At 64.6% G+C, this 23100-nt stretch carries 22 protein-coding genes; 12 read left to right on the top strand and 10 right to left on the bottom strand.

Going from position 1 to position 23100, the window contains the following annotated elements:
• Window positions 1–100 precede the first annotated feature (100 nt).
• The 5 genes from ACPPVR_RS38930 to ACPPVR_RS38910 form a co-directional block, all read right to left on the bottom strand.
• Window positions 101–658, bottom strand: a complete 558-nt coding sequence (locus ACPPVR_RS38930) for an HNH endonuclease (protein WP_426611770.1) — start codon at window positions 656–658, stop codon at window positions 101–103.
• A 207-nt stretch (window positions 659–865) separates the two neighbouring features.
• Window positions 866–1843 carry a peptidyl-alpha-hydroxyglycine alpha-amidating lyase family protein gene (locus tag ACPPVR_RS38925; RefSeq protein ID WP_426611769.1) on the bottom strand — a complete coding sequence of 326 codons (978 nt, stop codon included), beginning with the start codon at window positions 1841–1843 and terminating at the stop codon, window positions 866–868.
• Between the two features lie 127 nt (window positions 1844–1970).
• On the bottom strand, window positions 1971–3746 hold the full coding sequence (locus tag ACPPVR_RS38920) for a flavin-containing monooxygenase (protein WP_426611768.1): 1776 nt from the start codon (window positions 3744–3746) through the stop codon (window positions 1971–1973).
• Window positions 3747–3824: 78 nt separating this feature from the next.
• Complete coding sequence (locus ACPPVR_RS38915) at window positions 3825–4910, bottom strand: DUF2855 family protein (protein WP_426616275.1); 1086 nt, start codon at window positions 4908–4910, stop codon at window positions 3825–3827.
• A gap of 94 nt (window positions 4911–5004) precedes the next feature.
• Complete coding sequence (locus ACPPVR_RS38910) at window positions 5005–5652, bottom strand: DNA-3-methyladenine glycosylase family protein (protein WP_426611767.1); 648 nt, start codon at window positions 5650–5652, stop codon at window positions 5005–5007.
• A gap of 115 nt (window positions 5653–5767) precedes the next feature.
• On the opposite strand from ACPPVR_RS38910, the gene gluQRS reads away from it, so the two are divergent.
• Together gluQRS and ACPPVR_RS38900 are read left to right on the top strand one after the other, a co-directional pair.
• Complete coding sequence (gene gluQRS, locus ACPPVR_RS38905) at window positions 5768–6637, top strand: tRNA glutamyl-Q(34) synthetase GluQRS (protein ID WP_426616274.1); 870 nt, start codon at window positions 5768–5770, stop codon at window positions 6635–6637.
• Window positions 6638–6741: 104 nt separating this feature from the next.
• Window positions 6742–8031, top strand: coding sequence for an ATP-binding protein (locus tag ACPPVR_RS38900; RefSeq protein WP_426611766.1), 1290 nt, complete (start codon window positions 6742–6744; stop codon window positions 8029–8031).
• On the opposite strand, the gene ACPPVR_RS38895 is transcribed toward ACPPVR_RS38900, so the two are convergent.
• Entirely contained in the window at window positions 7958–8851 is an 894-nt protein-coding gene (locus ACPPVR_RS38895) for a YihY/virulence factor BrkB family protein (RefSeq protein WP_426611765.1), read from the bottom strand. The two genes, ACPPVR_RS38900 and ACPPVR_RS38895, sit on opposite strands and share 74 nt — an antisense overlap.
• Before the next feature lie 173 nt (window positions 8852–9024).
• Between ACPPVR_RS38895 and ACPPVR_RS38890 the strand changes: the two genes are divergently transcribed.
• The 6 genes from ACPPVR_RS38890 to ACPPVR_RS38865 all read left to right on the top strand — a co-directional run bounded on the left by ACPPVR_RS38890 (window position 9025) and on the right by ACPPVR_RS38865 (window position 12977).
• Window positions 9025–9219, top strand: coding sequence for a twin transmembrane helix small protein (locus ACPPVR_RS38890; protein WP_426611764.1), 195 nt, complete (start codon window positions 9025–9027; stop codon window positions 9217–9219).
• Window positions 9220–9222: 3 nt separating this feature from the next.
• Entirely contained in the window at window positions 9223–9795 is a 573-nt protein-coding gene (locus tag ACPPVR_RS38885) for a cob(I)yrinic acid a,c-diamide adenosyltransferase (protein ID WP_426611763.1), read from the top strand.
• A gap of 125 nt (window positions 9796–9920) precedes the next feature.
• The gene (locus ACPPVR_RS38880; RefSeq protein WP_426611762.1) at window positions 9921–10670 is read left to right on the top strand and encodes an electron transfer flavoprotein subunit beta/FixA family protein; all 750 of its coding nucleotides are present in this window, start codon (window positions 9921–9923) and stop codon (window positions 10668–10670) included.
• Window positions 10670–11620, top strand: coding sequence for an electron transfer flavoprotein subunit alpha/FixB family protein (locus ACPPVR_RS38875; protein ID WP_426611761.1), 951 nt, complete (start codon window positions 10670–10672; stop codon window positions 11618–11620). The genes ACPPVR_RS38880 and ACPPVR_RS38875 overlap by 1 nt, the downstream gene beginning before the upstream one ends.
• Before the next feature lie 209 nt (window positions 11621–11829).
• Complete coding sequence (locus tag ACPPVR_RS38870) at window positions 11830–12711, top strand: 3-hydroxybutyryl-CoA dehydrogenase (protein WP_426611760.1); 882 nt, start codon at window positions 11830–11832, stop codon at window positions 12709–12711.
• 71 nt (window positions 12712–12782) lie between these two features.
• Entirely contained in the window at window positions 12783–12977 is a 195-nt protein-coding gene (locus ACPPVR_RS38865; RefSeq protein WP_426611759.1) for a hypothetical protein, read from the top strand.
• Here the strand turns inward: ACPPVR_RS38865 and tlpA are convergent.
• Window positions 12974–13639 carry a thiol:disulfide interchange protein TlpA gene (tlpA, locus tag ACPPVR_RS38860; protein WP_426611758.1) on the bottom strand — a complete coding sequence of 222 codons (666 nt, stop codon included), beginning with the start codon at window positions 13637–13639 and terminating at the stop codon, window positions 12974–12976. The genes ACPPVR_RS38865 and tlpA overlap by 4 nt on opposite strands.
• Window positions 13640–13740: 101 nt before the next feature.
• Between tlpA and argH the strand changes: the two genes are divergently transcribed.
• The 3 genes from argH to lysA all read left to right on the top strand — a co-directional run bounded on the left by argH (window position 13741) and on the right by lysA (window position 16814).
• On the top strand, window positions 13741–15138 hold the full coding sequence (argH, locus tag ACPPVR_RS38855) for an argininosuccinate lyase (RefSeq protein ID WP_426611757.1): 1398 nt from the start codon (window positions 13741–13743) through the stop codon (window positions 15136–15138).
• Between the two features lie 93 nt (window positions 15139–15231).
• Window positions 15232–15525: an LPS translocon maturation chaperone LptM gene (gene lptM, locus ACPPVR_RS38850; RefSeq protein WP_426611756.1), complete on the top strand. Its 294-nt coding sequence runs from the start codon at window positions 15232–15234 to the stop codon at window positions 15523–15525.
• Between the two features lie 23 nt (window positions 15526–15548).
• Complete coding sequence (lysA, locus tag ACPPVR_RS38845; protein ID WP_426611755.1) at window positions 15549–16814, top strand: diaminopimelate decarboxylase; 1266 nt, start codon at window positions 15549–15551, stop codon at window positions 16812–16814.
• Between the two features lie 81 nt (window positions 16815–16895).
• On the opposite strand, the gene ACPPVR_RS38840 is transcribed toward lysA, so the two are convergent.
• The 3 genes from ACPPVR_RS38840 to ACPPVR_RS38830 all read right to left on the bottom strand — a co-directional run bounded on the left by ACPPVR_RS38840 (window position 16896) and on the right by ACPPVR_RS38830 (window position 20263).
• Window positions 16896–18620 (bottom strand): tannase/feruloyl esterase family alpha/beta hydrolase, encoded by a 1725-nt coding sequence (locus tag ACPPVR_RS38840; RefSeq protein WP_426611754.1) that lies wholly within the window; start codon window positions 18618–18620, stop codon window positions 16896–16898.
• A 150-nt stretch (window positions 18621–18770) separates the two neighbouring features.
• Window positions 18771–19679: an NAD(P)-dependent oxidoreductase gene (locus tag ACPPVR_RS38835; RefSeq protein ID WP_426611753.1), complete on the bottom strand. Its 909-nt coding sequence runs from the start codon at window positions 19677–19679 to the stop codon at window positions 18771–18773.
• Between the two features lie 200 nt (window positions 19680–19879).
• Window positions 19880–20263, bottom strand: coding sequence for a carboxymuconolactone decarboxylase family protein (locus tag ACPPVR_RS38830; RefSeq protein WP_045005367.1), 384 nt, complete (start codon window positions 20261–20263; stop codon window positions 19880–19882).
• A 179-nt stretch (window positions 20264–20442) separates the two neighbouring features.
• Between ACPPVR_RS38830 and ACPPVR_RS38825 the strand changes: the two genes are divergently transcribed.
• On the top strand, window positions 20443–23070 hold the full coding sequence (locus tag ACPPVR_RS38825) for a TIGR02302 family protein (protein WP_426611752.1): 2628 nt from the start codon (window positions 20443–20445) through the stop codon (window positions 23068–23070).
• Window positions 23071–23100: the final 30 nt, after the last annotated feature.

Below are 23100 nucleotides of genomic sequence, written 5' to 3'. Positions count from 1 at the left end.
ACTACAGCGGCAGGGGCCTCGATCGCGACGCCATCACCTGACGATCAGGGGACTGCGGGGTCATCCAAGGCCGCGGCAAACGACACGAAGCGCTCTGCCCCTACGGATCCAGCTCCGTATCCCAGTAGAGATAGTCCAGCCAACTATCGTGCAGATAGTTCGGCGGGAACAGCCGACCGTTGCGGTGGAGCTGATGCACGGTCGGCGCGAAGGCGTGCTGGCGCGGAAACATCTTGGCCTGCACCGGCGTGAGGTTGCCCTTGCGCAAATTACAGGGCGAGCACGCCGCCACCACGTTCTCCCAGGTGGTCTGGCCGCCTTTGCTGCGCGGGATGATGTGATCGAAGGTGAGGTCTTCGGGCGAGCCGCAATATTGGCAATTGAAGCGATCGCGCAGGAAGACGTTGAATCGGGTGAAGGCAGGATGGGTGGTCGGCTTGACGAAGGATTTGAGCGAGACCACGCTCGGCAATTGCATTTCCAGCGTGGGACTGCGGACAGCCTGATCGTAATGCGCGACGATGTTGACGCGGTCGAGGAACACCGCCTTGATCGCGTCCTGCCACGACCACAGAGACAGTGGGTAGTAACTCAGCGGCCGGAAGTCCGCATTCAGCACCAACACCGGCCAATGGCCTTGTGAGACATGTGCGTTCAAGTAACGCTCCCGGCCTCCAACCCTACGCTGCGAAGCAGCATGTACTGACATACTACATGCAGCGTGACGGGATTGTGAAGCCCGTTGAGCGACTTATTCAGGCGAAGGCAATGCGGCCGCGGGGTGGCCAAGCGCGCAAAAACGCCGCGATTTGGGAGGCGAGCGAGAGAGACGGGGAACCACCGTGCCCGGAAACGACGGGTTGGACTACTCCCGCACCCGCTCCAGCTTCTGCAAGCACCGCGTCGCGCGCACCACGGCTGGCATCTCCTCGTCGGGAAAGCTGGTCTCCCAGTTGGTGACACCAACCTCGCCGACATAGATGTCGCCGCGCGAATCCAGCGCGATCCCGTGCGGCGCCAGGAATTTTCCGCTGGCGACGCCCGGACCGTCCTCGCCGCCGAGCCGCGCGATGCGCTTTCCCTTGGCGTCCACGATCGACAGCCGCGGCCCGAGATTGGGCACCTTGCGGTTGACGGCAAGGCCAGGGCCGAGTTCACCGATCACGAAGGTCGGGCTCTTAGCCCCGCCGCAACAGCATAGCGCGCAGGGCCGGTGCAGATTGTTCCACTGCGTCTCGTATTTGCCTTCGCCGTCGAACACCTGCACGCGATGGTTCTCGCGGTCGGCCACGTAGACGAAGCCGTCGGCGTCGGTGGCGATATTGTGCACGATGTTGAACTGGCCGGGATCGGTGCCCGGCTCGCCCCAGCTCTTCATCAGCTTTCCGTCCGGGGTGAACTTGTGCACGCGGGCGTTGCCATAGCCATCTGAGACGTAGATCTCGCCCTTCGGCGACAGCGCGGTGTGAGTGCAGCGGTGGAAGGGATCGCCGCTCATGAAGGCTGCGGGCTTTTGCGGAATGCCGATCGTCAGCAGCACCTTGCCGTCGGTGGTGCATTTGCGCACGGTGTGGTCGCCGTCATCGGTGCAGTAGAGATTGTCATCGGCGTCGATGTGCAGCCCGTGCGCGCGCGAGAACAGGCCTTCGCCAAAGCTGCGGAGGAAATTGCCGTCGCGGTCCAGCACCACCATCGGATGGGCGCCACGGTTGAAGACGTAAACGCGGTCCTTGCTGTCGACGGCGACGGAGGCGACGTCGGTCAGCGTCCAGCCGTCCGGCAGTTTTGCGAAGTTTTCGACGACGCGGTAGCGGTGCTCGCCGGTGCCGAGAATGGCTGGCATTGGTTTTTCCCTTTTTTGGTTTCCGGCGCAATCATCCCACACTGTCATCGCGAGCGCAGCGAAGCAATCCAGACTGTTTCCGCGGAAAACCCTGGATTGCTTCGCTGCGCTCGCAAGGCCGAGAGGCTCAAGCCGTGCCCACCTTGCGCCCCAAAACCCCTTCCTCGATCGCCTTGATCTGGAGCGCGAGATATTTCGAGTTGATCCGGCATTGCGCGAGGCTGCCGGCGATGAACCACAGGCCGGGCTGCCCGGTGCGCGTATACATGTTGCGCAGCTCAAAACCGTCGCCAAAGCCCCAGACCGGGCCGACGCGGTCGGCGATGCCGTCGCCGAACAGCTTTCGCACCAGGTATTCCTGCGATTTGTAGCCGGTCGAGAGCACGATGAGATCGGCGGCGATGGTCGATCCGTCCTTCATCCGTGCGCCCTCAGTGACGAAACTTTCGATGTCGGAAAACTGCTTCAGCTCGATCGCGCCCTCGACGATCAGGTTGGAGCAGCCGACGTTGAAATAATAACCGCCGCCGCGGGTGAGGTATTTGAACTGCCAGCCGGTGCCGGCCTCGCCGAAGTCGAGCTTGAAGCCGACGCGGCGGAGGCCGTCGAGCAGCTCCTTGTCGAGCTCCTTCGACTGCTCCGTCAGCATCACATGAGTCTTCTTGGCCAGCGGCGTCGGCATCGAGGTCGCGATCAGGTCGTTGTCCTCGAGCGTGCCTTCGTTGTAGGTCGCATAGGCAAGCTGCGCCGACGGCTCGATATTGGTGACAAGCGTCGGCGAACGCTGCACCAGCGTCACCTCGGCGCCGCTGGAGTAGAGATCCTGCGCGATGTCGTGGCCGCTGTTGCCGGTGCCGATGACGATCGCGCGCTTGCCATGCCAGTTCTCGCCGTCCTCGTAGCGGCTCGAATGCAGCAGCGTGCCCTCGAAATTGTCGAGGGTCGGAATGTCCGGCAAATTGGCGATGCCGCTGACGCCGGTCGCCATCACCACATGGCGCGGATGCATGGTGCGCTTGGTGCCGTCGGCACGGCTTAGCGTAACGGACCAGTGGTTGTTCGCCTCGTCATAGGCGCCGCCCTCGAACACAGTGCCGGTCCAGAAGTTCAGCTCCATGGCGTCGACGTAAGTCTCGAACCAGTTCGCGAGCTTGTCCTTGGGGATATAGGTTGGCCAGTTCGGCGGAAACGGCATGTAGGGCATGTGATTGACCTGCACCTGATTGTGCAGGGTGAGCGCGTGATAGCGCTTGCGCCAATTGTCACCGATCCGCGCCCCGCGATCGACGATCAGCGTGTCGACCTTCAGCTGTTTCAGCCGGGCCGCAATCGCAAGCCCGGCCTGGCCGCCGCCGACCACCAGCACGGCCGGATCGCGATCCGAATAGTCGCGCGATGCGTTGCGCAAATCGAGCCAGTTCGGCCCGCGGAAGTCGCGCGAATAGGCTTGTCCGCGTGGCCGCGACGTGCCGAGTTGCTCCTCGAAGCCCTTGAACTCGTCGAGCGCGGTAAGGAGAGTCCACGCCTTCAACAGGTCGCCGTCTGCGACGTCGGGCACCAGCCGCAGGATGCCGCTGCCACGGCCGAGCGCGGTTTCGAAGTCGAAGATCGCTTCGATAGTGTTGGTGCCGGCGCGCGTCACCCAGCGCGGCGCCGCGCGGTTCGGCGCGAGTTTGAAATTCGCCGGCGCGGCCTTGGGCGTGAGCACGGTCAGCGCTTGCGCAATTTCGGCGTGGCCGGCGATCGTTTGCAGGTTCCAGCTCAGCGCCAGCACGTCGCGCCAGAAGCATTCGGCAACGAACAAGCGATCCAGCGCATTGCGATCGGGCTTGCCAAGCGTGCGCTCAAACTCGTCGAGCCAGGCTTGTGCGGTGACGGCAATATCCTTCGTCCTGTCCAGCATGCGCGACCTCGTGGCCGTCTTCGCGGCGTTTCCTCTGAGATTGAACGCTATACTGGTTCGAAGATGCTCGAAAGCGCTTTACCCGAGCAGTGACAGCATGTGGCCCTGCTCAGGCGGAATACGCCCCTTCAGCGTATCGAGATAAACCTGCCGCACAGACTCGGGTCCGCTGCTCTCGACCACGGTCAGGCATCTCTGCAACATCGGTGTGAAACCGAACCATGCCGCGCCAAAACGCTGCTCGATGCCGCCCGGTCCCCATTCCTTGGCGCGCTTGCGGATCTGGTCGGGGGCGAAGAACCAGCGCGGCTTTGCGCCGGGCAGCGCGGCTTCGTCGGGCTCGGTCGCACGATGGGTCAATCCGACGCTTACCGAGCATTTCATCTGATCGCCAAAATGCCGGTGCAATTCGGCGCGTAGCGCGCTGTTGCCAGCCATGTCGACGAACGCGACGGGCGCACCGGACGGCAGCGACGTCACGCGGTCATAGGTGATGACATCGTCGTAGCAGCCGAGCGAGGTGACGAAGCCGGTGTTCCCCGCCGACGTCAGGCCGATCACCTTGCGGCCGCGCGTGTGCAGCAAATGGGCGAGCCCGAATGCGGTCTTGCTCGAGGCGCTCGAGAGCAGCACGGCCCGCGCACCGAAATCGTCGTTCTCGGCGAGAAAATCGTCGACCAGGAACGACAGCATGAACAGCGGCCGCAGCAGCGCCTGGTAATCGCCCTGCCGTCCGGCATAAGCGGGATCGCCGCTGACGCGCGCATAGGCGTTGTAGACCGGTGCGACGCCCTGCCGATGCGCGGCGCCGTCACGCAAGCCGCGCTTGCTGACGTCGGTGGCCTCGATGACGAGATGCGTCGCCATCGGGAAGTAGCCGAACAGCCGTTCGCCGACAGGCACGTTTGGGTGTTTCGAGGCGATCACCTCGCCAAAGCCCCACACCGGGATATTGCCGAAGCCTTGCGGCGCAGGAAACAGCTGCCAGTATTTCAGATCGTCGCCGAGCACGGCATAGGTAATGTTGTTGGCGGTCAGCGCATAGCGGTCGACCTTCACCAGCAGCGCATCTTGCGGCAGCGCATCGCTGTCAGGAAGCGCAGTCGCGATCGTCTTGCAGATTTCGAAATTGTCTCGCGCAACAATGAAGTCGATGGCTGTCATCATGTTGATCCCGGTTCCTGCCCGCGCCGGCATCTCATCGGTGACGCACGCGTCGTTTGCAACAGCAACATAGTTTTAAACGTTGTTCGGCTGCTCAGGCCGTGATCACGCCCTCGCGCTTCTTCACCGCGCGATAATAGCTCCACCACAGATGCGCGGCGGCGCCGCGCAGGGGACGCCAGGGTTCGGCGAGCGGCGCCATCTGCTTTTCCGTCGGCCGCGCCTGCAAGCCCAGGCCGATCTTGATCCCCTCCTGCACGGCGAGGTCGCCGGCCGGCCAGGCGTCGCCATGGCCGAGACAAAACAGCAGGTAGACATCGGCCGTCCACGGTCCGATACCGGGCAGCGCGATCAGCGTATGATGCGCGGCGTCGGCGTCTTCTTCGGCGAGCACGTCGAGGTTCAGTCGCTCCGCGATGATTTCGCGCGCGAGATGTTTCAGCGTCTTGATCTTGGCGGCGGAAAGGCCGAGGCGGCCCAGTCGGTCGGTGCGGGCGCGGCGCACCGCCTCATGGTCGAACGGATCGAAGGCGGTGGAGAGCCGCCCCCAGATCGCCCCAGCGCTCGCGGTCGAAAGCTGCTGCCCGCAGACGATATGGGCAAGCCCCGCAAAGCCCGGCTCGCGCCGCCGCAACGCCGGCATGCCCGCGACCGCGAGCACGGGTTTGAGCCGGGGGTCGCGCTTGACCAGCGCGTGGACAGCTTCTTCGAGATCGGACTGGGTTTCGAGGTGGATGGTCATGGTGGTTCTACTCGTCATGCGCGGGCTTGACCGGCGCATCCATCTCCTATCGTAACAGAGTCTTGGAAGATCGATTGCCAGGTCAAGCTGGGCAATGACGAGTACCATGAAAGCGATGCCACCCGTTTTCCGATTTGCCCCCAGCCCGAACGGCCTTCTGCATCTCGGCCACGCCTATTCGGCGCTGCTCAATTTCGACCGCGCGCGCGAGACCGGCGGCCGGCTGTTGCTGCGCATCGAGGACATCGACGCCACGCGCTGCCGGCCGGAGTTCGAGACGGCGATTGACGAGGATCTTCGCTGGCTCGGGATTGCCTGGGAGACGCCGGTGCGGCGGCAGTCGGAGCATCTGGCCGATTATGGCGCGGCGCTCGAAAAACTCTCCGCGCTCGGTCTCGTCTATCCCGCATTCGAGAGCCGCGCCGAGATTGCAAGGCTGGTGGCTGCGCGCGAGGCCGAGGGGCTTTGGCCGCGCGATCCCGATGGCGTGCCGCTGTATCCGGGGATTGCGAAATCGCTGTCCGCCGCCGAGCGCGCGCGGCTGATCGACTCGGGCGTGCCTTACGCGCTGCGGCTCGACATGGCCGCCGCCTGCCGCCACATGGCCAGCCTGACCTGGAACGAGCTCGGGGAGGGTCCCGACGGCGAGCATGGCCTCGTCCCGGCGCGCCCCGAGGCCTGGGGCGACGTGATCCTGGCCCGGAAGGAGACGCCGACCAGCTACCATCTGTCCGTGGTGGTCGACGACGCGCTCCAGGACATCAGCGAGGTGGTTCGGGGGCAGGATCTGTTTCACACCACCTCGGTCCACCGTCTGCTGCAAGTCCTGCTCGGCTTGCCCGAGCCCGCCTACCGCCACCACCGCCTGATTCGCGACGGCGAGGGCCGGAAGCTGTCGAAATCGACCCGCTCCACCGGCCTGCGAGAGTTGCGCGCGGCCGGTGCCTCGCCTGCCGGTATCCGCAGGTTGGTGGGATTAGGTTAAGTTTCTCTGGGGGTTAGCAAAACGCCGCCGTGACTCCGGGGGTTCCGCCGTGCCATGCTTGACCGAGAGCCTGGGGTTCGAAGGGGATACTTCGCAGGGGATTTATGGCGGCGAAAACGCGCGCAGCGCGCACCACGCAGAAGTCCACGCGACCGCCTCGGAAGCGGTCCGGGGCGGCCGGCAAGGTGCGCAAGCGCAGCACCAGGCCCCCTGCGCCGGACGTAGTCCAGGCCGCGCTTGCCGCCTTTGCCCACGAGGTCCGCACACCCCTGACCGGGATCCTGGCGATCAGCGACCTGCTCGCGACTTCCGATCTCGGCGAGCGGGAACGGCGCTGGGCCGACACCATCAAGGCCGGCGCCGAACATCTGGCGAACCTTGCCACCCTGTTCGTCGACGCCGCCAAAACCGGGAGAGGGGCCGCGAAGAGCGGCAGCTCGTTGCGGCAGGATTTGTTCGACCTGCGGGCGCTCGCCCGCAGCACCGGCGATTCGCTCGCCGGTCGTGCCGCGGCTAAGGGCCTCCAGGCCGAGGTCGAGATCTCCGAAAAGCTCCCCGGTCTCGTGGTCGGCGATTCCGTCCGCCTGCGCGCCGCGCTCGAGAACCTGATCGACAATGCCGTGAAGTTCACCGACCAGGGCGGCGTGGCGATCTCGGCCATGCCCTGGCGCCCCGCCAAAGGCAAAGGAAGCGGCAAGGTCAAGGACAAGGCGAAAGACAAGCGCAAGGTCGGTGTTGCCTTTGCGGTGTCCGACAGCGGCATCGGCCTGACCATGGTCGAGATCAAGCGGCTGTTCCGTCCCTTCACCCAGGCCAATGTCACGATTGCCTCGCGTTTCGGCGGCGCTGGCCTCGGGCTGTCCTCGGTGAAGCAGCTGGCGCGCGGGATGGGCGGCGACATCACGGTCGCGCCACGGCGCGGCGGCGGCGCCACCTTCACGCTAACGGTCTCTCTTGATGCGGCAGGACCGACGAAGTCCCGCAAGTCAGGCGGCGCTGAGGCGGATGTTCTGGCGGCGCTACGCGTGCTCAGCGTCGAGGACAATCCGTTCGGTCGTGTCGTGCTCAACACCATTTTGACCGAACTCGGCCATCATGCCGAGTTCATCGGGCGCGGCGAGGATGCCGTGAACCGGCTTGCGAAAGGCGCGTTCGACGCAGTGCTGATGGACATGGTCTTGCCGGGCATCGACGGCGTCGAGGCGATCAGGCAAATCCGCAATATGCAGACGCCGCTGGCTCAAATCCCCATTATCGGGGTCTCCGGGCGCGGCGAGGACGAAGCGGCCTCCCGCGAAGCCGGCGCCGACGCCTTCCTGGTCAAGCCTGTGTCTCCGCGGGCTTTAGCGACTGCGCTGCTTGAAGCGAGACGCCGTGAGGAAGCCGCAACTTGATGATCGCGGCGTTGAGCTCGCCGCCGTAAACGAAGATCGCGGCGATGAAATACAGAAACACCAGCGCAATGATCACCGAGGCGAGTCCCGCATACATCGTCACGTAATTGTTGGCGAAGCGCGCCAGATATTGCCCGAACACGATGCCTGAGATCAGCGACGCCACGATGGTGAAGACGATGCCGGGCAAAATCTGGAGGAAGCCGCGTCGTCCCGCCGGCAGCCAGGCATGCAGGATCAGCAGCGCCACGACCAGCGCGCCGACGGTGATGCCGTAGCGCAGCCAGGTGAGGATGCTCTCGTTGGACTCGACGAACAGCGGAATGTGGCGCCGCGCCGCCTCGATGAAGAGCGGGCCGAGCACGATCAGGAATGCCATGGCGAGTGCAGTGAAGGCCGCGACCAGCGTGTAGCCGATCGATTCCAGCCGCAGCCAGTACCAGCGCCGCATCTCCACCACCGCATAGGCGCGGTTGAGCGCGACGCGAAGCGCCTCGACGCCATTGGAGGCAAAGTAGACCGAGAGCACGGCGCCGATGGTCAGCACACCGCTGCGGGTGGTCGTCAGCACGTCGTGGATCTCGCCGGAGAGCGAGTCCGCCACCTGCTTCGGCCAGACCTGGAGCATCAGCCCGGCCGCCTGGTCGGCGAGTTCCTTGGAGCCGAAGAAGCCGGCAAGCGAGGTCAGCACGATCAGGAACGGGAACAGCGCCATCAGCGTCGACAGCGCGATGTGGCTTGCGATCGCCCAGCCGTCATCGGCCAGGAACGTGTAGAACGCGTCCATCACGACGATGTAGATGGTGCGGATTGCTTTCACGCGCCCACCTACACCGCTGCTGCCGATCCCTCACCGCGCTTGCGGGGAGAGGCGAACAAGGCAGGCAATTGGCGCAAATCGGAAATCATTGGGCTACCATCTGATATTATTGGCCTAAAAGCCAGATCGCGAACACGATAGCGGACCGGCGCACACGGTGTTATCTACCCCCCATGGCATCCCTTTTGAGTACTTTTATCCTGCCGGTGGCAGCCGGCGCCGTGGCGATCGTGCTGCTGCTCGGTCTCGTCAACATGATGCGAGGCGGTTCGCCCAACACCTCGCAGAAGCTGATGCGTTGGCGCGTGCTGCTTCAGTTCATCGCGATCGTCATCGCCATGACCGCAGTCTGGGCGATGGGGCGTTAAACCATGGTCGTGCTCAACCGCATCTATACCAAGACCGGTGACGACGGCACGACAGCGCTCGGCTCGGGTGAGCGCCGTCCGAAATATGATCTGCGCATCGCGGCCTATGGCACGGTCGACGAGACCAATGCGGCGATCGGCGTGGTACGGCTTCACACAAAAGATGCGCCTGAGCTCGATGCGATGCTCGGCCGGATTCAGAACGATTTGTTCGATCTCGGTGCCGATCTCGCAGTGCCCGAGCGGGAAGGCAAAGCGGATCGGCTGCGGGTGGTGGCAAGCCAGGTCGAACGGCTCGAGCGCGACATCGATGGGCTCAACGACAAGCTCGCCCCGTTGACCTCCTTCGTGCTGCCGGGCGGCACGCCGGCGGCGGCCCATCTTCATGTTGCACGTACGATTTGCCGCAGGGCGGAACGGGTGATGGTGGAACTGGCGGCCCAGCCCGGCGAGACGGTCGGCGCGGCTGGTATCCAATATATGAACCGCCTGTCGGACTTCCTGTTCGTGGCAAGCCGCGCCGCCAACCATAATGGCGCCGGCGACGTGCTCTGGGTTCCGGGCCAGAATCGCTGACCCATTGAGATCAGCATTTCAGGGGTCTAAAATTAGGCCCTTCGCGCGTTGACCGGGCCGGATCAGGCCTTTAGGTTCCGCGCCAGTTGAAATACCCCCCTCCCAAATTGAGTGAAAGAGGATCGATGAAGGTCTTAGTACCGGTAAAGCGGGTGGTCGATTACAACGTCAAGGTTCGCGTCAAGAGCGATGGATCGGGCGTTGAACTCGCCAACGTCAAGATGTCGATGAACCCGTTCGACGAAATCGCAGTCGAGGAAGCGCTGCGTCTGAAGGAAGCCGGCAAGGCCACCGAGGTCGTGGTGGTCTCCATCGGACCGGCGCAGGCGTCGGAGACGATCCGTACCGGTCTCGCCATGGGCGCCGATCGCGGCATCCTGGTAAAGGCCGACGGCATCGTCGAGCCGCTCGCTGTCGCCAAGATCCTGAAGAAGATCGCTGACGAAGAGCAGCCGGGTCTCATCATTCTCGGCAAGCAGGCGATCGACGACGACAGCAATCAGACCGGCCAGATGCTGGCCGCACTGCTCGGCTGGTCGCAGGCGACGTTCGCCTCGAAGCTCGAGGTCGAAGGAAGCGACTTCAAGGTCACCCGCGAAGTCGACGGCGGCCTCCAGACCGTGAAGCTGAAGGGACCGGCGATCGTCACCACCGATCTTCGTCTCAACGAACCGCGCTATGCGTCGCTGCCCAACATCATGAAGGCCAAGAAGAAGCCGATCGCGGACAAGACCGTCGCCGACTATGGCGTCGACGTCACCGCGCGCCTCGAAGTTCTGAAGACGACGGAGCCCGCGGGCCGCAAGGCAGGCGTCAAGGTCAAGGACGTCGCCGAGCTGGTGTCGAAGCTCAAGAACGAAGCCGGGGTGCTCTGATGACGACGTTGCTGATTGCCGAACACGAACACGAGGTCCTCAAGGACTCCACCAACAAGGCGCTCACTGCGGCGTCCCAGCTTGGCGGCGATGTTCACGTGCTGGTCGCCGGTGGCGGGCAGGGCACCAAGGCTGCGGCCGAGGCTGCTTCCAAGCTCACGGGCGTTGCCAAGGTGCTGGTCGCTGAAGGCGAGCCCTACGCGCACGATCTCGCCGAGCCGCTGGCCGCGCTGATCGTTTCGCTGGCCCCGTCCTACGACGCGATCGTCGCGCCCGCGACCTCGCGCTTCAAGAACGTGATGCCACGCGTCGCAGCTCTGCTCGACGTCATGCAGGTCTCGGAGATCACCAAGGTGGTCGCGCCCGACACCTATGAGCGTCCGATCTATGCCGGCAACGCCATCCAGACGGTGAAGTCGAAGGACGCCAAGAAGGTCATCACGGTCCGCACCTCGACCTTCGCGGCTGCGGCTGCCGGCGGCAGCGCGCCGGTCGAGAGCGTTCAGGCAGCGGCCGATCCGGGCCTGTCGTCCTTTGTCGGCGAGGAAGTTGCCAAGAGCGACCGTCCCGAGCTGACCTCGGCCAAGATCATCGTCTCCGGCGGTCGCGCCATGCAGAGCCGCGAGAACTTCGCCAAGTACATCGAGCCGCTCGCCGACAAGCTCGGCGCCGGCGTCGGTGCCTCGCGCGCGGCGGTCGATGCCGGCTATGCGCCGAACGACTGGCAGGTCGGCCAGACCGGCAAGGTCGTGGCCCCCGAGCTCTATGTTGCGGTCGGCATTTCCGGCGCGATCCAGCATCTGGCCGGCATGAAGGACTCCAAGGTGATCGTCGCGATCAACAAGGACGAAGACGCGCCGATCTTCCAGGTCGCCGATTACGGCCTGGTCGCCGATCTCTACCAGGCGGTTCCGGAGCTGACGGCCGAACTCGGCAAGCTCGGCAAGTAAAACGCGTTCAAAACACCGGCCGGAGGTATAAACTCCGGCCGGTGTTTCTTTTTCGAGGCGTTTTCTTTGGCGTGGGGCACGCCGGGGGAGCGATCCAATCTAGGTTTCGGGCCAAGGTTCTGATTAAATCAAGCTTCTGATCAAATCAGTCCTCCCGGCTCGGGGGATTAGGCAGGCGCGACATGCGCGCCGTTCCGGTGGATGACATTATGGCGGCAGTGATCAAGAAGGTCGGCGTGATCGGCGCGGGGCAGATGGGCAGTGGCATCGCGCATGTCGCGGCGCTGGCTGGCTTCGACGTGGTGCTCAACGATGTCTCGGCCGACCGTCTCAAGTCGGGCATGGCCACCATCCACGGCAATCTGGCGCGCCAGGTCTCCAAGAAGGGTGTCACCGAGGACGACAAGGCGAAGGCGATCGGGCGCATCAAGCTCGCCGAAAAGCTTGATGACCTCGCCGACTGCGACCTCGTGATCGAGACTGCGGTCGAGAAGGAAGAGGTCAAGCGCAAGATCTTCCACGAGCTCTGCGCGGTGTTGAAGCCGGAGGCGATCGTCGCCTCCGACACGTCCTCGATCTCGATCACGCGGCTTGCCGCCGCCACCGACCGGCCCGAGCGCTTCATTGGCATTCACTTCATGAATCCGGTGCCGCTGATGGAGCTGGTCGAGCTGATCCGCGGCATCGCCACCGACGATTCGACGTTCGAGGCGTCCAAGGAATTCGTTGCCAAGCTCGGCAAGCAGGTCGCGGTCTCCGAGGATTTCCCGGCCTTCATCGTCAACCGCATCCTGCTGCCGATGATCAACGAGGCGATTTACACGCTGTATGAAGGCGTCGGCAACGTTGAGGCGATCGACGCGGCGATGAAGCTCGGCGCCCACCATCCGATGGGCCCGCTCGAGCTCGCCGATTTCATCGGCCTCGATACCTGTCTCTCCATCATGCAGGTGCTGCATGAGGGCCTGGCCGACTCCAAATATCGCCCATGCCCGCTGCTGGTGAAATACGTCGAAGCCGGCTGGCTCGGCCGCAAGACGCAACGCGGCTTCTACGACTACCGCGGCGCCAAGCCGGTTCCGACGCGCTGATCCATCTTGTGACAATTCATGTCGTGTTAACCGACCCCGCCTAGGCTCTCGCCGGTACGAGGGTTTGCGTAATGGACACGATGGCGATGGTCAGCACCATGCTGGCCTCTCAGCAAGGCGCGCTTCAGTCGAACATTTCGGCGACGCTGATGAAGCAGAACGCAGACGCGGAGAAATCCGCCGTCCTGACGCTGATGGGCGCCGGTCAGCCCTCGCTCGCCAATGTCGGCGCGGGCGTCGGCGGCAATATCAATATCAGCGCCTAAAGCGACGCGGCGGCCGGGCCCAGCGTCGCCCGGATCAGCTTGAGCGCATCGTCGCTCGCCCATTCCGCCGGTCCCGCGATCGTCGCGATCTCGCAGCCATGCGGATCGACCAGCACCGAGGTCGGCATGCCCAGGGCTCGACCTATCGCCTTAAGATCCTGAAAAACCTTGGCTTTCTGGTCGTTGAAATAGCCAAGCCGGGTCAGGCTGGCGTCTTTGAGGAAGTTTTTCGGCTTCTCGGGGTCGCGGGTGTCGATATTGATCGCGACGACCTCGAAATTCGGGCCCGCCAGCTTGGCCTGGAGCTCGTCCAGCGCTGGCATTTCCTTGCGGCAGGGCACACACCAGGTGGCCCAGAGGTTGACCAGCAGCGTCTTGCCGCGGAAATCCGACAGCTTCCTCGGCTTGCCGTCGGCGTCCTCGAAGGCGAGATCCGGCAGCTTCAAGGGTGCGCTCGCCATGGTCAGCGCCGCCACCTCGCCACGGGCGAGCGGGGCGATCCTCGCGGCGGTCGCGACCGCCGACCGGCAGGCCGGATCGCCGGCAGGCGCCCGGCTCAGGCCCAGCCCGTATAGCGCGGCGAAGCCGGCCAGCCCTCCGATTGCCACGGTGGCGATGACGAGGGGGATCAGGCGCGTGGCGGAGGGCTTGGGGTCGAGCATATCGTTTGTCATCCGGTCGCAGATACGGCTATCAGAGGCCTCTTAATACGGCTGGCGCCAGCCAGCAAACGTGCGGCACAGCAAGGCGTGAGCAGGGGATCATGAGCAACAAGATGTGGGGCGGCCGGTTCTCGGAACGTCCCGATGAGATCATGGAAGAGATCAACGTCTCCATCGACGTCGATCGTCACCTCTTTGCCCAGGACATTGCCGCGTCCAAGGCCCACGCCGCGATGCTTGCCACGCAGGGCATCATCACGGCCTCTGATGCGAAAAATATCGGCAAGGGTCTAGACACGATTTTGTCAGAGATCGGCAAGGGCGGCTTCGAATTCAAGCGCGCGCTCGAGGACATTCACATGAATGTCGAGAGCCGCCTGTCTGAGCTGATCGGCCCCGCCGCCGGCCGCCTGCACACTGCGCGCTCGCGCAACGACCAGGTCGCGACCGATTTCCGTCTTTATGTCCGCGACGTTCTCGATGAGACTGACGCCGCGCTCGCCACGTTCCAGGCGGCGCTGGTCAATCGCGCACTCGAACATGCCGCGACCGTGATGCCCGGCTTCACGCATCTGCAGACCGCGCAGCCTGTAACCTTCGGCCATCACCTGCTCGCCTATGTCGAGATGGCCGCGCGCGACCGCGGCCGTTTCCAGGACGCGCGCAAGCGGCTCAATGAATCCCCGCTCGGCGCCGCCGCGCTCGCGGGCACATCGTTCCCGATCGACCGTCACGCCACGGCCAAAGCGCTCGGCTTCGACCGGCCCATGGCGAACTCGCTCGACGCGGTATCAGACCGCGACTTCGTGCTCGAGACGCTGTCGGCGGCCTCGATCTGCGCCGTGCACATGTCGCGCTTCGCCGAGGAGATCGTGATCTGGACCTCGCCCCTGGTCGGCATGATCCGGCTCAGCGACAAGTTCACCACCGGCTCCTCGATCATGCCGCAGAAGCGCAATCCCGATGCTGCCGAACTGGTGCGCGCCAAGACCGGCCGCGTCATCGGCGCGCTGAGCGGTCTCCTGATCGTGATGAAGGGCCTGCCGCTCGCCTATCAAAAGGACATGCAGGAAGACAAGCAGGGCGCCATGGAGGGCTTTGCCGCGCTGTCGCTGGCGATCCGGGCCATGACCGGCATGGTCCGCGATCTCGTGCCGGACGAAGCCAAGATGAAGGCGGCGGCCGGCGAGGGCTACTCCACCGCGACCGATCTCGCCGACTGGCTGGTGCGCACGCTGAAGATGCCGTTCCGCGACGCCCATCACGTCACCGGACGCATCGTCGCGAAAGCCGCCGAGGGCGGCGTGGCGCTGCACGAGCTGCCGCTCAAGGAGATGCAGGCGATTGAGCCAAAGATCACCAAGGATGTGCTCGGCGTGCTCTCGGTCGAATCGTCGGTGAAGAGCCGCACCAGCTTTGGCGGCACCGCGCCGAAGAACGTGGCAAGCCAGGCCAAGGCCTGGGTGAAGCGGCTGGAAAAAGAGCGAAAATTGGGCTGAGGGCAAAATTTCGCTTATGTTTCATGGTCATCCGGCTCTCGCCAGAGCGCGCCATTCTCTGTATGGTGCGCGCCGCGTAGTGGGGATTTCGTCGTGACGTCAAAGTTTCGCCCGGCCGGATCGGGGTGGGCCATCATTGTCTTGAGCCTGAGTGCGCTTGCGCTCGCAGGCTGCGGCCGCAAGGGCCCGCTCGATCTGCCGCCGACCGCCTCCAGTGCGTCGACGGCCAATATCGCGGCGCCGACCGACACCGAGACCGAAGCCCAGAAAACGCCGAGCGTGTTCAATCCCACCTACGGTGCGGATGCGGGGCCTGCCGCGACCAAGGGCAAGAAGAAACCGTTTATCCTCGACCCGCTCCTGGACGAACCTCCCGGCAAAAAATAAGCCGCGACAACCGAGCCAACGCCATGAACCATTTCGACTACCGCAACGGCGTGCTGCACGCCGAGGCGGTGAACCTGTCCGAGCTGGCCGCGACCGTCGGCACGCCGTTCTATTGCTATTCGACCGCGACGCTGGAGCGGCACTACCGCGTCTTCACCGACGCGTTTGCCGGCGAGAAGGTGCTGGTCTGCTACGCCATGAAGGCGAACTCCAACCAGTCGGTGCTGCGCACGCTGGCCAAGCTTGGCGCCGGCGCCGACGTGGTCTCCGGCGGTGAACTGAAGCGCGCGCTGGCCGCGGGCATCCCAGCAAGCAAGATCCTGTTCTCCGGCGTCGGTAAAACGGAGGACGAGCTGCGCGCCGCGCTCGCCGCCGACATCCTCTGCCTCAACGTCGAATCCGAGCCGGAGCTCGAGCTGCTGTCGCGGCTTGCGACCGAGATGGGCAAGACCGCGCGCATCTCCGTGCGCGTCAATCCGGACGTCGATGCCGGGACGCACGCCAAGATCTCGACCGGCAAGTCCGAGAACAAGTTCGGCATCCCGATCGCGCACGCCCGCGAGGTCTACGCGCGCGCGGCAAAACTGCCCGGCATCGAGGTGACGGGCACCGACGTGCATATCGGCAGCCAGATCACCGATCTCTCCAAGATGGAGACGGCATTTCGCATCCTCTCCGAATTCGTGCAGACGCTGCGCGCCGACGGCCACAACATCTCGCATGTCGATTTCGGCGGCGGCCTCGGCATTCCCTATTACATGGACCGCGAGGCGCCGCCGGCGCCGGACGCCTATGCCGCCATGGTCAAGCGCGTCAGCCACAATCTCGGCTGCACGTTGATGTTCGAGCCTGGCCGCATGATCGTCGGCAATGCCGGCATCCTCGTCGCGAAGGTGATCTATGTGAAGCACGGCGACGGCAAGAATTTCGTCATCATCGACGCCGCCATGAACGATCTGATCCGGCCGACGCTGTACGAGGCTCATCACGACATTCTGCCGGTGACGCAGCCGGCCAAGGGCACAGCCATGATCGCGGCCGACGTCGTCGGACCGGTCTGCGAGACCGGCGACTATCTCGCGCTGGACCGCACGCTGCCGACGCCGAAGCCGGGCGATCTCATCGCCATCATGACCGCCGGCGCCTACGGCGCGGTGCAGGCCGGCACCTACAACACCCGGCCGCTGGTGCCGGAGGTGCTGGTGAAGGGCGACCAATACGCGGTGGTGCGTCCGCGCATCGAGGTCGAGCAGCTCATCGCGATGGATACGCCGGCGCCGTGGCTGTGAGCCAATTGATCGTGGCACCAAAATCAGCATCGGCAAGATAGCAGGGCGCCGGCTAGCCTGGGCTTGCCGGCGCCGCGCGCCTCATGGCCCGTATTTGGGCGCCGGCTTCTGGTTGAAGTCGTTCTCGTCGGTGACGCAGGTGAAGTTCGTCGCAATGCTGGTGCTGCCGCTGCCGTTGTACTTCGCGACCTTGGGGAAGACGCAGAGCGGCCGGGTCATCTGAACCGCGGGCGGCGTGTCGCCAACGAATTTCGTGGCGAGGATCGTGTCCGGCGCGACCCCGCCCTCGACCCATTTGACGAGCGGTGTGAGCGCATCAAACGTGTTGGGACCGGGCCCGCCCGAGCAGTGATACATCCCGGGCACCATGAACAGCCGCGTGTAGCTCTGGGTTCGTCGCAGCGCCGGGCTACCGTCGAAGAAGCCGGCCTGCTGGAACCCGCGTCCTTCATTCCCGACCAGTGCATTGAAGTAGTTGATGCTGCTCTGTGACGGGATCAGCGGGTCGGCCCAGCCGTGATACATCAGGAGCTTGCCGCCATGCTCCCGGAATTCGCCGAGATCGGTGCTGGTTGCGTTCAGCGTTGCGGCGAGCTGGTCGTCGACGGTGTCGATGGCGCGGTGGAAGTCGAAGTTGGAAAAATTGACCGGGCTTGCGGGGTAGCCGAAGCTCGGGCCGAATACCCAGTAGAACAGCCCGTCGAAGGCCGGTTCGGGAAATCGCTCCTGCAACGCCAGGCCGAGGGCGAGGATGTCGTCGGTCTCGTTGCCGCGTTCGGAGCCCGGATTGATGAGCTGTCCGTTCACCGGGTCGATGGTGCCGGCGTAGTATCTCTGCATGGTCGTGACCTGGTCGGCGGTCAGACAGGCGGGCGGCACGTTGCCGCCGGTGCAGAGCAGGACCTTCGGATCAAAATGACAGTCGCGCGGATCGGTCAGGAACTGATCGGTGCTGGCGCCGCCGTCCTGGCCGACGCATTGCTTGATCACGGCCTGGTTGATCAACGTCATCTGGCCGGCCTGGATGAACCGGCCCGGGCTCGCATGCGTGTTCTGCCAGCCATAGAGCCCCGCAATGTGCAGGTGGGTCCGGTTGAATGCGGGCGCGCCCGCCAGGATGCCGTCATAGTCGTTGGGGAAGCGCTGCGCTTCCATCAGGGCGTTCTGGCCGCCGGTGGAGCAGCCGGCGAAATAGGCCCTTTGTGATCGATGGCCGTAAAACGCGCTGACGATCTCCTTGCCGCGCTCGGTCATCAAATGGATCGCCCGATAGCCGAAATCCTTGATCCGCTCGGGATGCCCGAACAGGCCCGTCGACGGCGTCGTCGGATCGCCGAACTCTGCCGCCAGCACGTTGCCCATGTTGCCGGCCGAGCCGCAGAATAGTGGATTGCATCCCGATGAGCCCGTGCCGAGATCGCTGTTGGTCGCGGCAAAGCCACCCTGGATGCCAAGGGCGAGCTCGTTGTAGGTGATCACACCCTGGAAGCCGCCGCCGCCGGTGCCGAGGAACCTGCCGTTCCACGTGGTTTCAGGCAGCCAGACTTCGATCTTGATGCTGGAGTCCGAGCTGGGAATCAGGGTTGCAGTGACGCGGCAGAAGGCGGGAAGGCCAGTGATCGGGCTCGAGCCTGGCGGGACGAAGGTGCCGGTGGTGTTGTCGTCGGCCGAATTGATCAGCGTGTGCTGCAGTTGCAAGGATCGAAGATTGGTGCACGGCGTCGCCATTGCGGGCGAGCTGTCGATGGCGACATAGGCAAACAGAGCCATGGTCGCACCGACAAGTAAGTGTCGATGACGCTTCATTCTGTCCTCCCTGATTTTTTGCAGTCATGTAGAGCGGACAGGATAGCCGAGTGCGATCACAACTCAAGGATGTTGCATTGCGATCCGACGCTTTCGCGAGTGTTTGACAAAATTCACCGCGCGGTTGTGAGCGATGGCTGAGCGCCGATGCTACTTCCCGGCAAGTCCACCTGGCTTGCCGCCGACGACGACGCCCGCCTTCTTCTCGATCGGCTTGATCGCCGCGGTGAAATCGGACTCCGCGCCTTCCGCGCTGATCACGGTTTCCCACAGACGCCCGACGGCATCAGCGACTTCCATCGACAGGCCGAGCTGCTTCATCTCCTCCAGCGCCAGCCGCACGTCCTTCACCATCAGTCCCGTCGCGAAGCCGAAGTCGAAGGTTCGCGGCAGCACGGCGCGCGGAAACTTGTCGCGGCTCGCGGTGTTCATGCCGGAGCCGGAATTGATGACGTCGATCATCACGGCGGGATCGAGCCCGGCCTTGACGCCCATCACCACCGCTTCGGACGTCGCCACGATCGCGGTGGCGGACAGGAAATTGTTGGCGAGCTTCATGGTCTGCGCCGCGCCTGGCTTCTCGCCGATGAAGAAGACTTTTCCGATCACGTCGAGCGCCGGCTTGAGCAGTTCGAACTCCGCCCTCGGCCCTGAGACCATCACCGCCAGCGTGCCCTTCTCGGCGCCGCCGACGCCGCCGGACACCGGGCAGTCGATCTGCACGATGTTGCGTTTTGCCAGCAGGCCGTGAATCTTTGCCGCCATCGCCGAGCCGACCGTGGAGAGATCGATGAAGCGCTTGGCGCGGCTGCCCTCGATCACGCCGTTCGGCCCCGTCGCGACCGCGAGCGAGGCCTGTAGCGACGGCAGGCTTGCCATCACGGTCTCGACCTGGTCGGCAACGTCCTTCGGTGACGTCGCGGCCGTCGCGCCGCGCGCGACAAGCTTATCGACGACCTCCTTGCGCGTGTCGAACACGACGAGCTTGTGTCCAGCCTCGACCAGCCGCCGCGCCATCGGGAAACCCATGTTTCCGAGGCCGATGAATCCGATGTCCATGGTGTTTCCTTGTCTTGCTTATTCGTTGTTGGAAGAAGTGCGCGCCAAATCCCCCACTGTCGTCCCGGCGAAGGCCGGGACCCATAACCCCAGGGAGGAGTCGTTGTGTGAAGGCGGTAACTCCGAGTCCCCATAACCACATCCAACGGTGGTTATGGGTCCCGGCCTTCGCCGGGACGACGTTGAGAGGGCTTGCCCCCTCAGGCCTTCCCATCAAGCTCCGCGAACACCTCGCGCGCAATCCGAAAACTATCCACCGCGGCCGGCATGCCGCCATAGATCGCGACCTGCATCAGGATCTCGCGAATCTCGTCGCGGGTGACGCCGTTGGTCAGCGCGCCCTTGAGATGCGCGCGAAACTCGTGCTGGCGGTTGAGGATGGCGATCATCGCGATGTTGAGCATGCTGCGGGTCTTGCGCGGCAGCTCCTCGCGACCCCACACCGTGCCCCAGCAATATTCGTTGAGCATCTCCTGGAACGGACGGTTGAAATCATCGACGTTCTTCAGCGCGTTGTTGACATAGGCTTCGCCCAGCACCGCTTTGCGGACTTCCAGGCCCTTGTCGTGCATTTTCTTGTCCATGGCGTTTCCTCTACTTCCCTTGCATTTCTCGCAGGTGGCGCCGCGGAAACTACGGGGTTGAGCCGGAGCAGTCACGTCCTCGTGTTATGCGGGAAAAGGGGGATGTCCCGTACAGGAACGGATGCCTCAGTGCTGCCGTTGTGATAGGCTTCGCTCGCCCGGGTAACCTGGAGAGTTTATTGAACGGCGGCACCCCCGACCCGTCAGACCCGATCCGCGATGGCGACGCTCTGTCGCGGCTGAAGCTGGCGCAGGCCCTCGATCGGGCCATCTATGCCATCGCATGGGAGCGTGCCTGGCCGAATCTCGCGCGCGTTCTGACCGTGGTCGGCCTGTTTCTGGTGGTGTCCTGGGCCGGTCTCTGGCTGGCCCTCCCCTCCGTCGTCCGCGCCATCGGTCTCGTCGTTTTCGCTGGCATCGCCGCGACCGCCCTTTTCCCGCTGATTCGTTTTCGCTGGCCCAGCCGCGAGGAGGGGCTCGCCCGGCTCGACCGCGGTTCGGGCATCCGTCACCGTCCCGCCACCACGCTCACGGACACGCTGACCACCCAGGACCCGGTCGCGAAGGCGCTGTGGCAGGCGCAGCGCGAGCGCACGCTGGCCTCGCTCAAGCGCATCCGCGCCGGATTGCCGCAGCCGCGGCTCGCGATCCACGATCCCTGGGCGCTGCGCGCGCTGGTCATGGTGATGCTGGTCGCAACTTTCTTCGCCGCCGGTGACGAGCGTGTGATGCGGTTAGGGGCCGCCTTCGACTGGAACGGCGTGCTGGCGCCCACGAATGTGCGCGTCGATGCCTGGGTGACGCCGCCGCTCTACACCGGAAAGCCGCCGGTCATCCTGTCGGCCGCGAACAAGGAGGCCGCCGCACTGCCCGCCAGCGGTCCGCTCGCCGTGCCCGCGGGCTCGACCCTGATCGTGCGCTCTTCCGGTGGCAGTCTCGATGTCGCCGTGTCCGGCGGCCTCAAGGAGGTCGCGCCCGCGGAAGCCACGCCCAAAGGCACCAACGAGAAGCATTTTACCATCACCGGTGACGGCACCGCCCATGTCCGCGCGCCCTCCGGCCAGCCGCAATGGGCGTTTGCGGCGACGCCCGACCGCCCGCCGACGATCGCGCTCGCCAAGGATCCGGAGCGCCAGGCGCGGGGCGCGCTCCAGCTCGTCTACAAGATCGAGGACGATTACGGCGTCACCGGCGCCGAGGCGCAAATTGCTACGCGTTCCAACGACGCCAGCAAGGACGGCGACACCAAGGCCGCCGCCAAGACTGCCGCAAGGCCGCTGTTCCAGCCGCCGCAGTTTCCGCTGGTGCTGCCGAACGCGCGCACCCGCAACGGCGTCGGCCAGACGGTGAAGGATCTCAGCGAGGATCCCTATGCCGGCGCTGATATCACGCTGACGCTCACCGCCAAGGACGAGGCCGGCAACGAAGCGAAGAGCGAGCCGTTCAACATGCGTCTGCCCGAGCGGCTGTTTACGAAGCCGCTGGCGCGCGCCCTGATCGAGCAGCGTCGCATCCTTGCGCTCGACGCCAACAAGAATTCCGACGTCTACACCGCGCTCGACGCGCTGATGATCGCGCCTGAACTGTTCACGCAGGAGACCGGTCAATATCTCGGCCTCTACAACGTCGCGCGCCAGCTCGAGGCTGCGCGCACCGACGACGCCATGCGCGATGTCGTGGCGAGCCTCTGGGCGCTTGCGGTGACGATCGAGGACGGCAACATCTCCGACGTCGAGAAGGCGTTGCGCGCGGCGCAGGACGCGCTCAAGCAGGCGCTGGAGCGCGGCGCCAGCGACGAGGAGATCAAGAAGCTCACGCAGGATCTGCGGGCGGCGCTGGACAATTTCATGCGCCAGCTCGCCGAGCAGTTCCGCAACAACAAGGATGCTCAGCAGCTCGCTCGTCCGCTTGATCCCAACACCAAGATCCTGCGCCAGCAGGATCTCCAGAACATGATCGACCGCATGGAGCGTCTGTCGCGCTCCGGCGACAAGGATGCCGCCAAGCAACTGCTCGACCAGCTCCAGCAGATGCTGGAAGGTCTTCAGATGGCGCAGCCGGGGCAGTCCGGCGAGAGCGACATGGAGCAGGCGCTCAACGAGCTCGGCGACATGATCCGCAAGCAGCAGCAATTGCGCGACAAGACCTACAAGCAGGGCCAGGATTCCCGGCGCGACCGCCAGCGCGGCAAGCAGCAGGGCGACCAGTCGATGTCCGATCTCCAGCAGGACCAGCAGGGGCTGCGCGACCGCCTGAGGAAGCTGCAGGACGAAATGGCCAAGCGCGGCCTCGCGCAGAAGGGTCAGAAAGGCCAGCAGGGACAGCAGGGACAGAAGGGCCAGCAGGGTCAGCAAGGCGACCAGGGGCAGAACGGCGATCAGGACGCCGACCAGGGCGACGATGATGGCGGGCTTGACGCTGCCGACGGCGCCATGGGCGATGCCGGCGGCAAGCTCGGCGAAGGCAATGCCGACGGCGCCGTGGACTCCCAGGGCAAGGCGCTGGATGCAATGCGCAAGGGCGCGCAGAAGATGGCCGAGGCGATGCAGCAGGGCGACGGCGACGGCCAGGGCGACGGTCCCGGCAATCGCGCCGGCCGCCAGCAGAGCGGCGGCAACCAGACCGACCCGCTCGGCCGTCCGCTGCACGGCCGCGAATTCGGCGACGACTATACGGTCAAGATCCCCGGCGAGATCGACGTCCAGCGCGTCCGCCGCATTCTCGAAGAGCTCCGCCGCCGCCTCGGCGACCCCTCGCGTCCGCAGATCGAACTCGACTACATCGAGCGGCTGCTGAAGGATTTCTGAGGGCTACGCTCTCGCCCCGTCCTCCGTCAC

Source organism: Bradyrhizobium sp. McL0616 (genome assembly GCF_049993385.1).
Taxonomy (GTDB): Bacteria; Pseudomonadota; Alphaproteobacteria; order Rhizobiales; family Xanthobacteraceae; genus Bradyrhizobium.
Note: the sequence above shows the minus strand (reverse complement) of the source record. Positions and strands in the feature narration are given on the sequence as shown.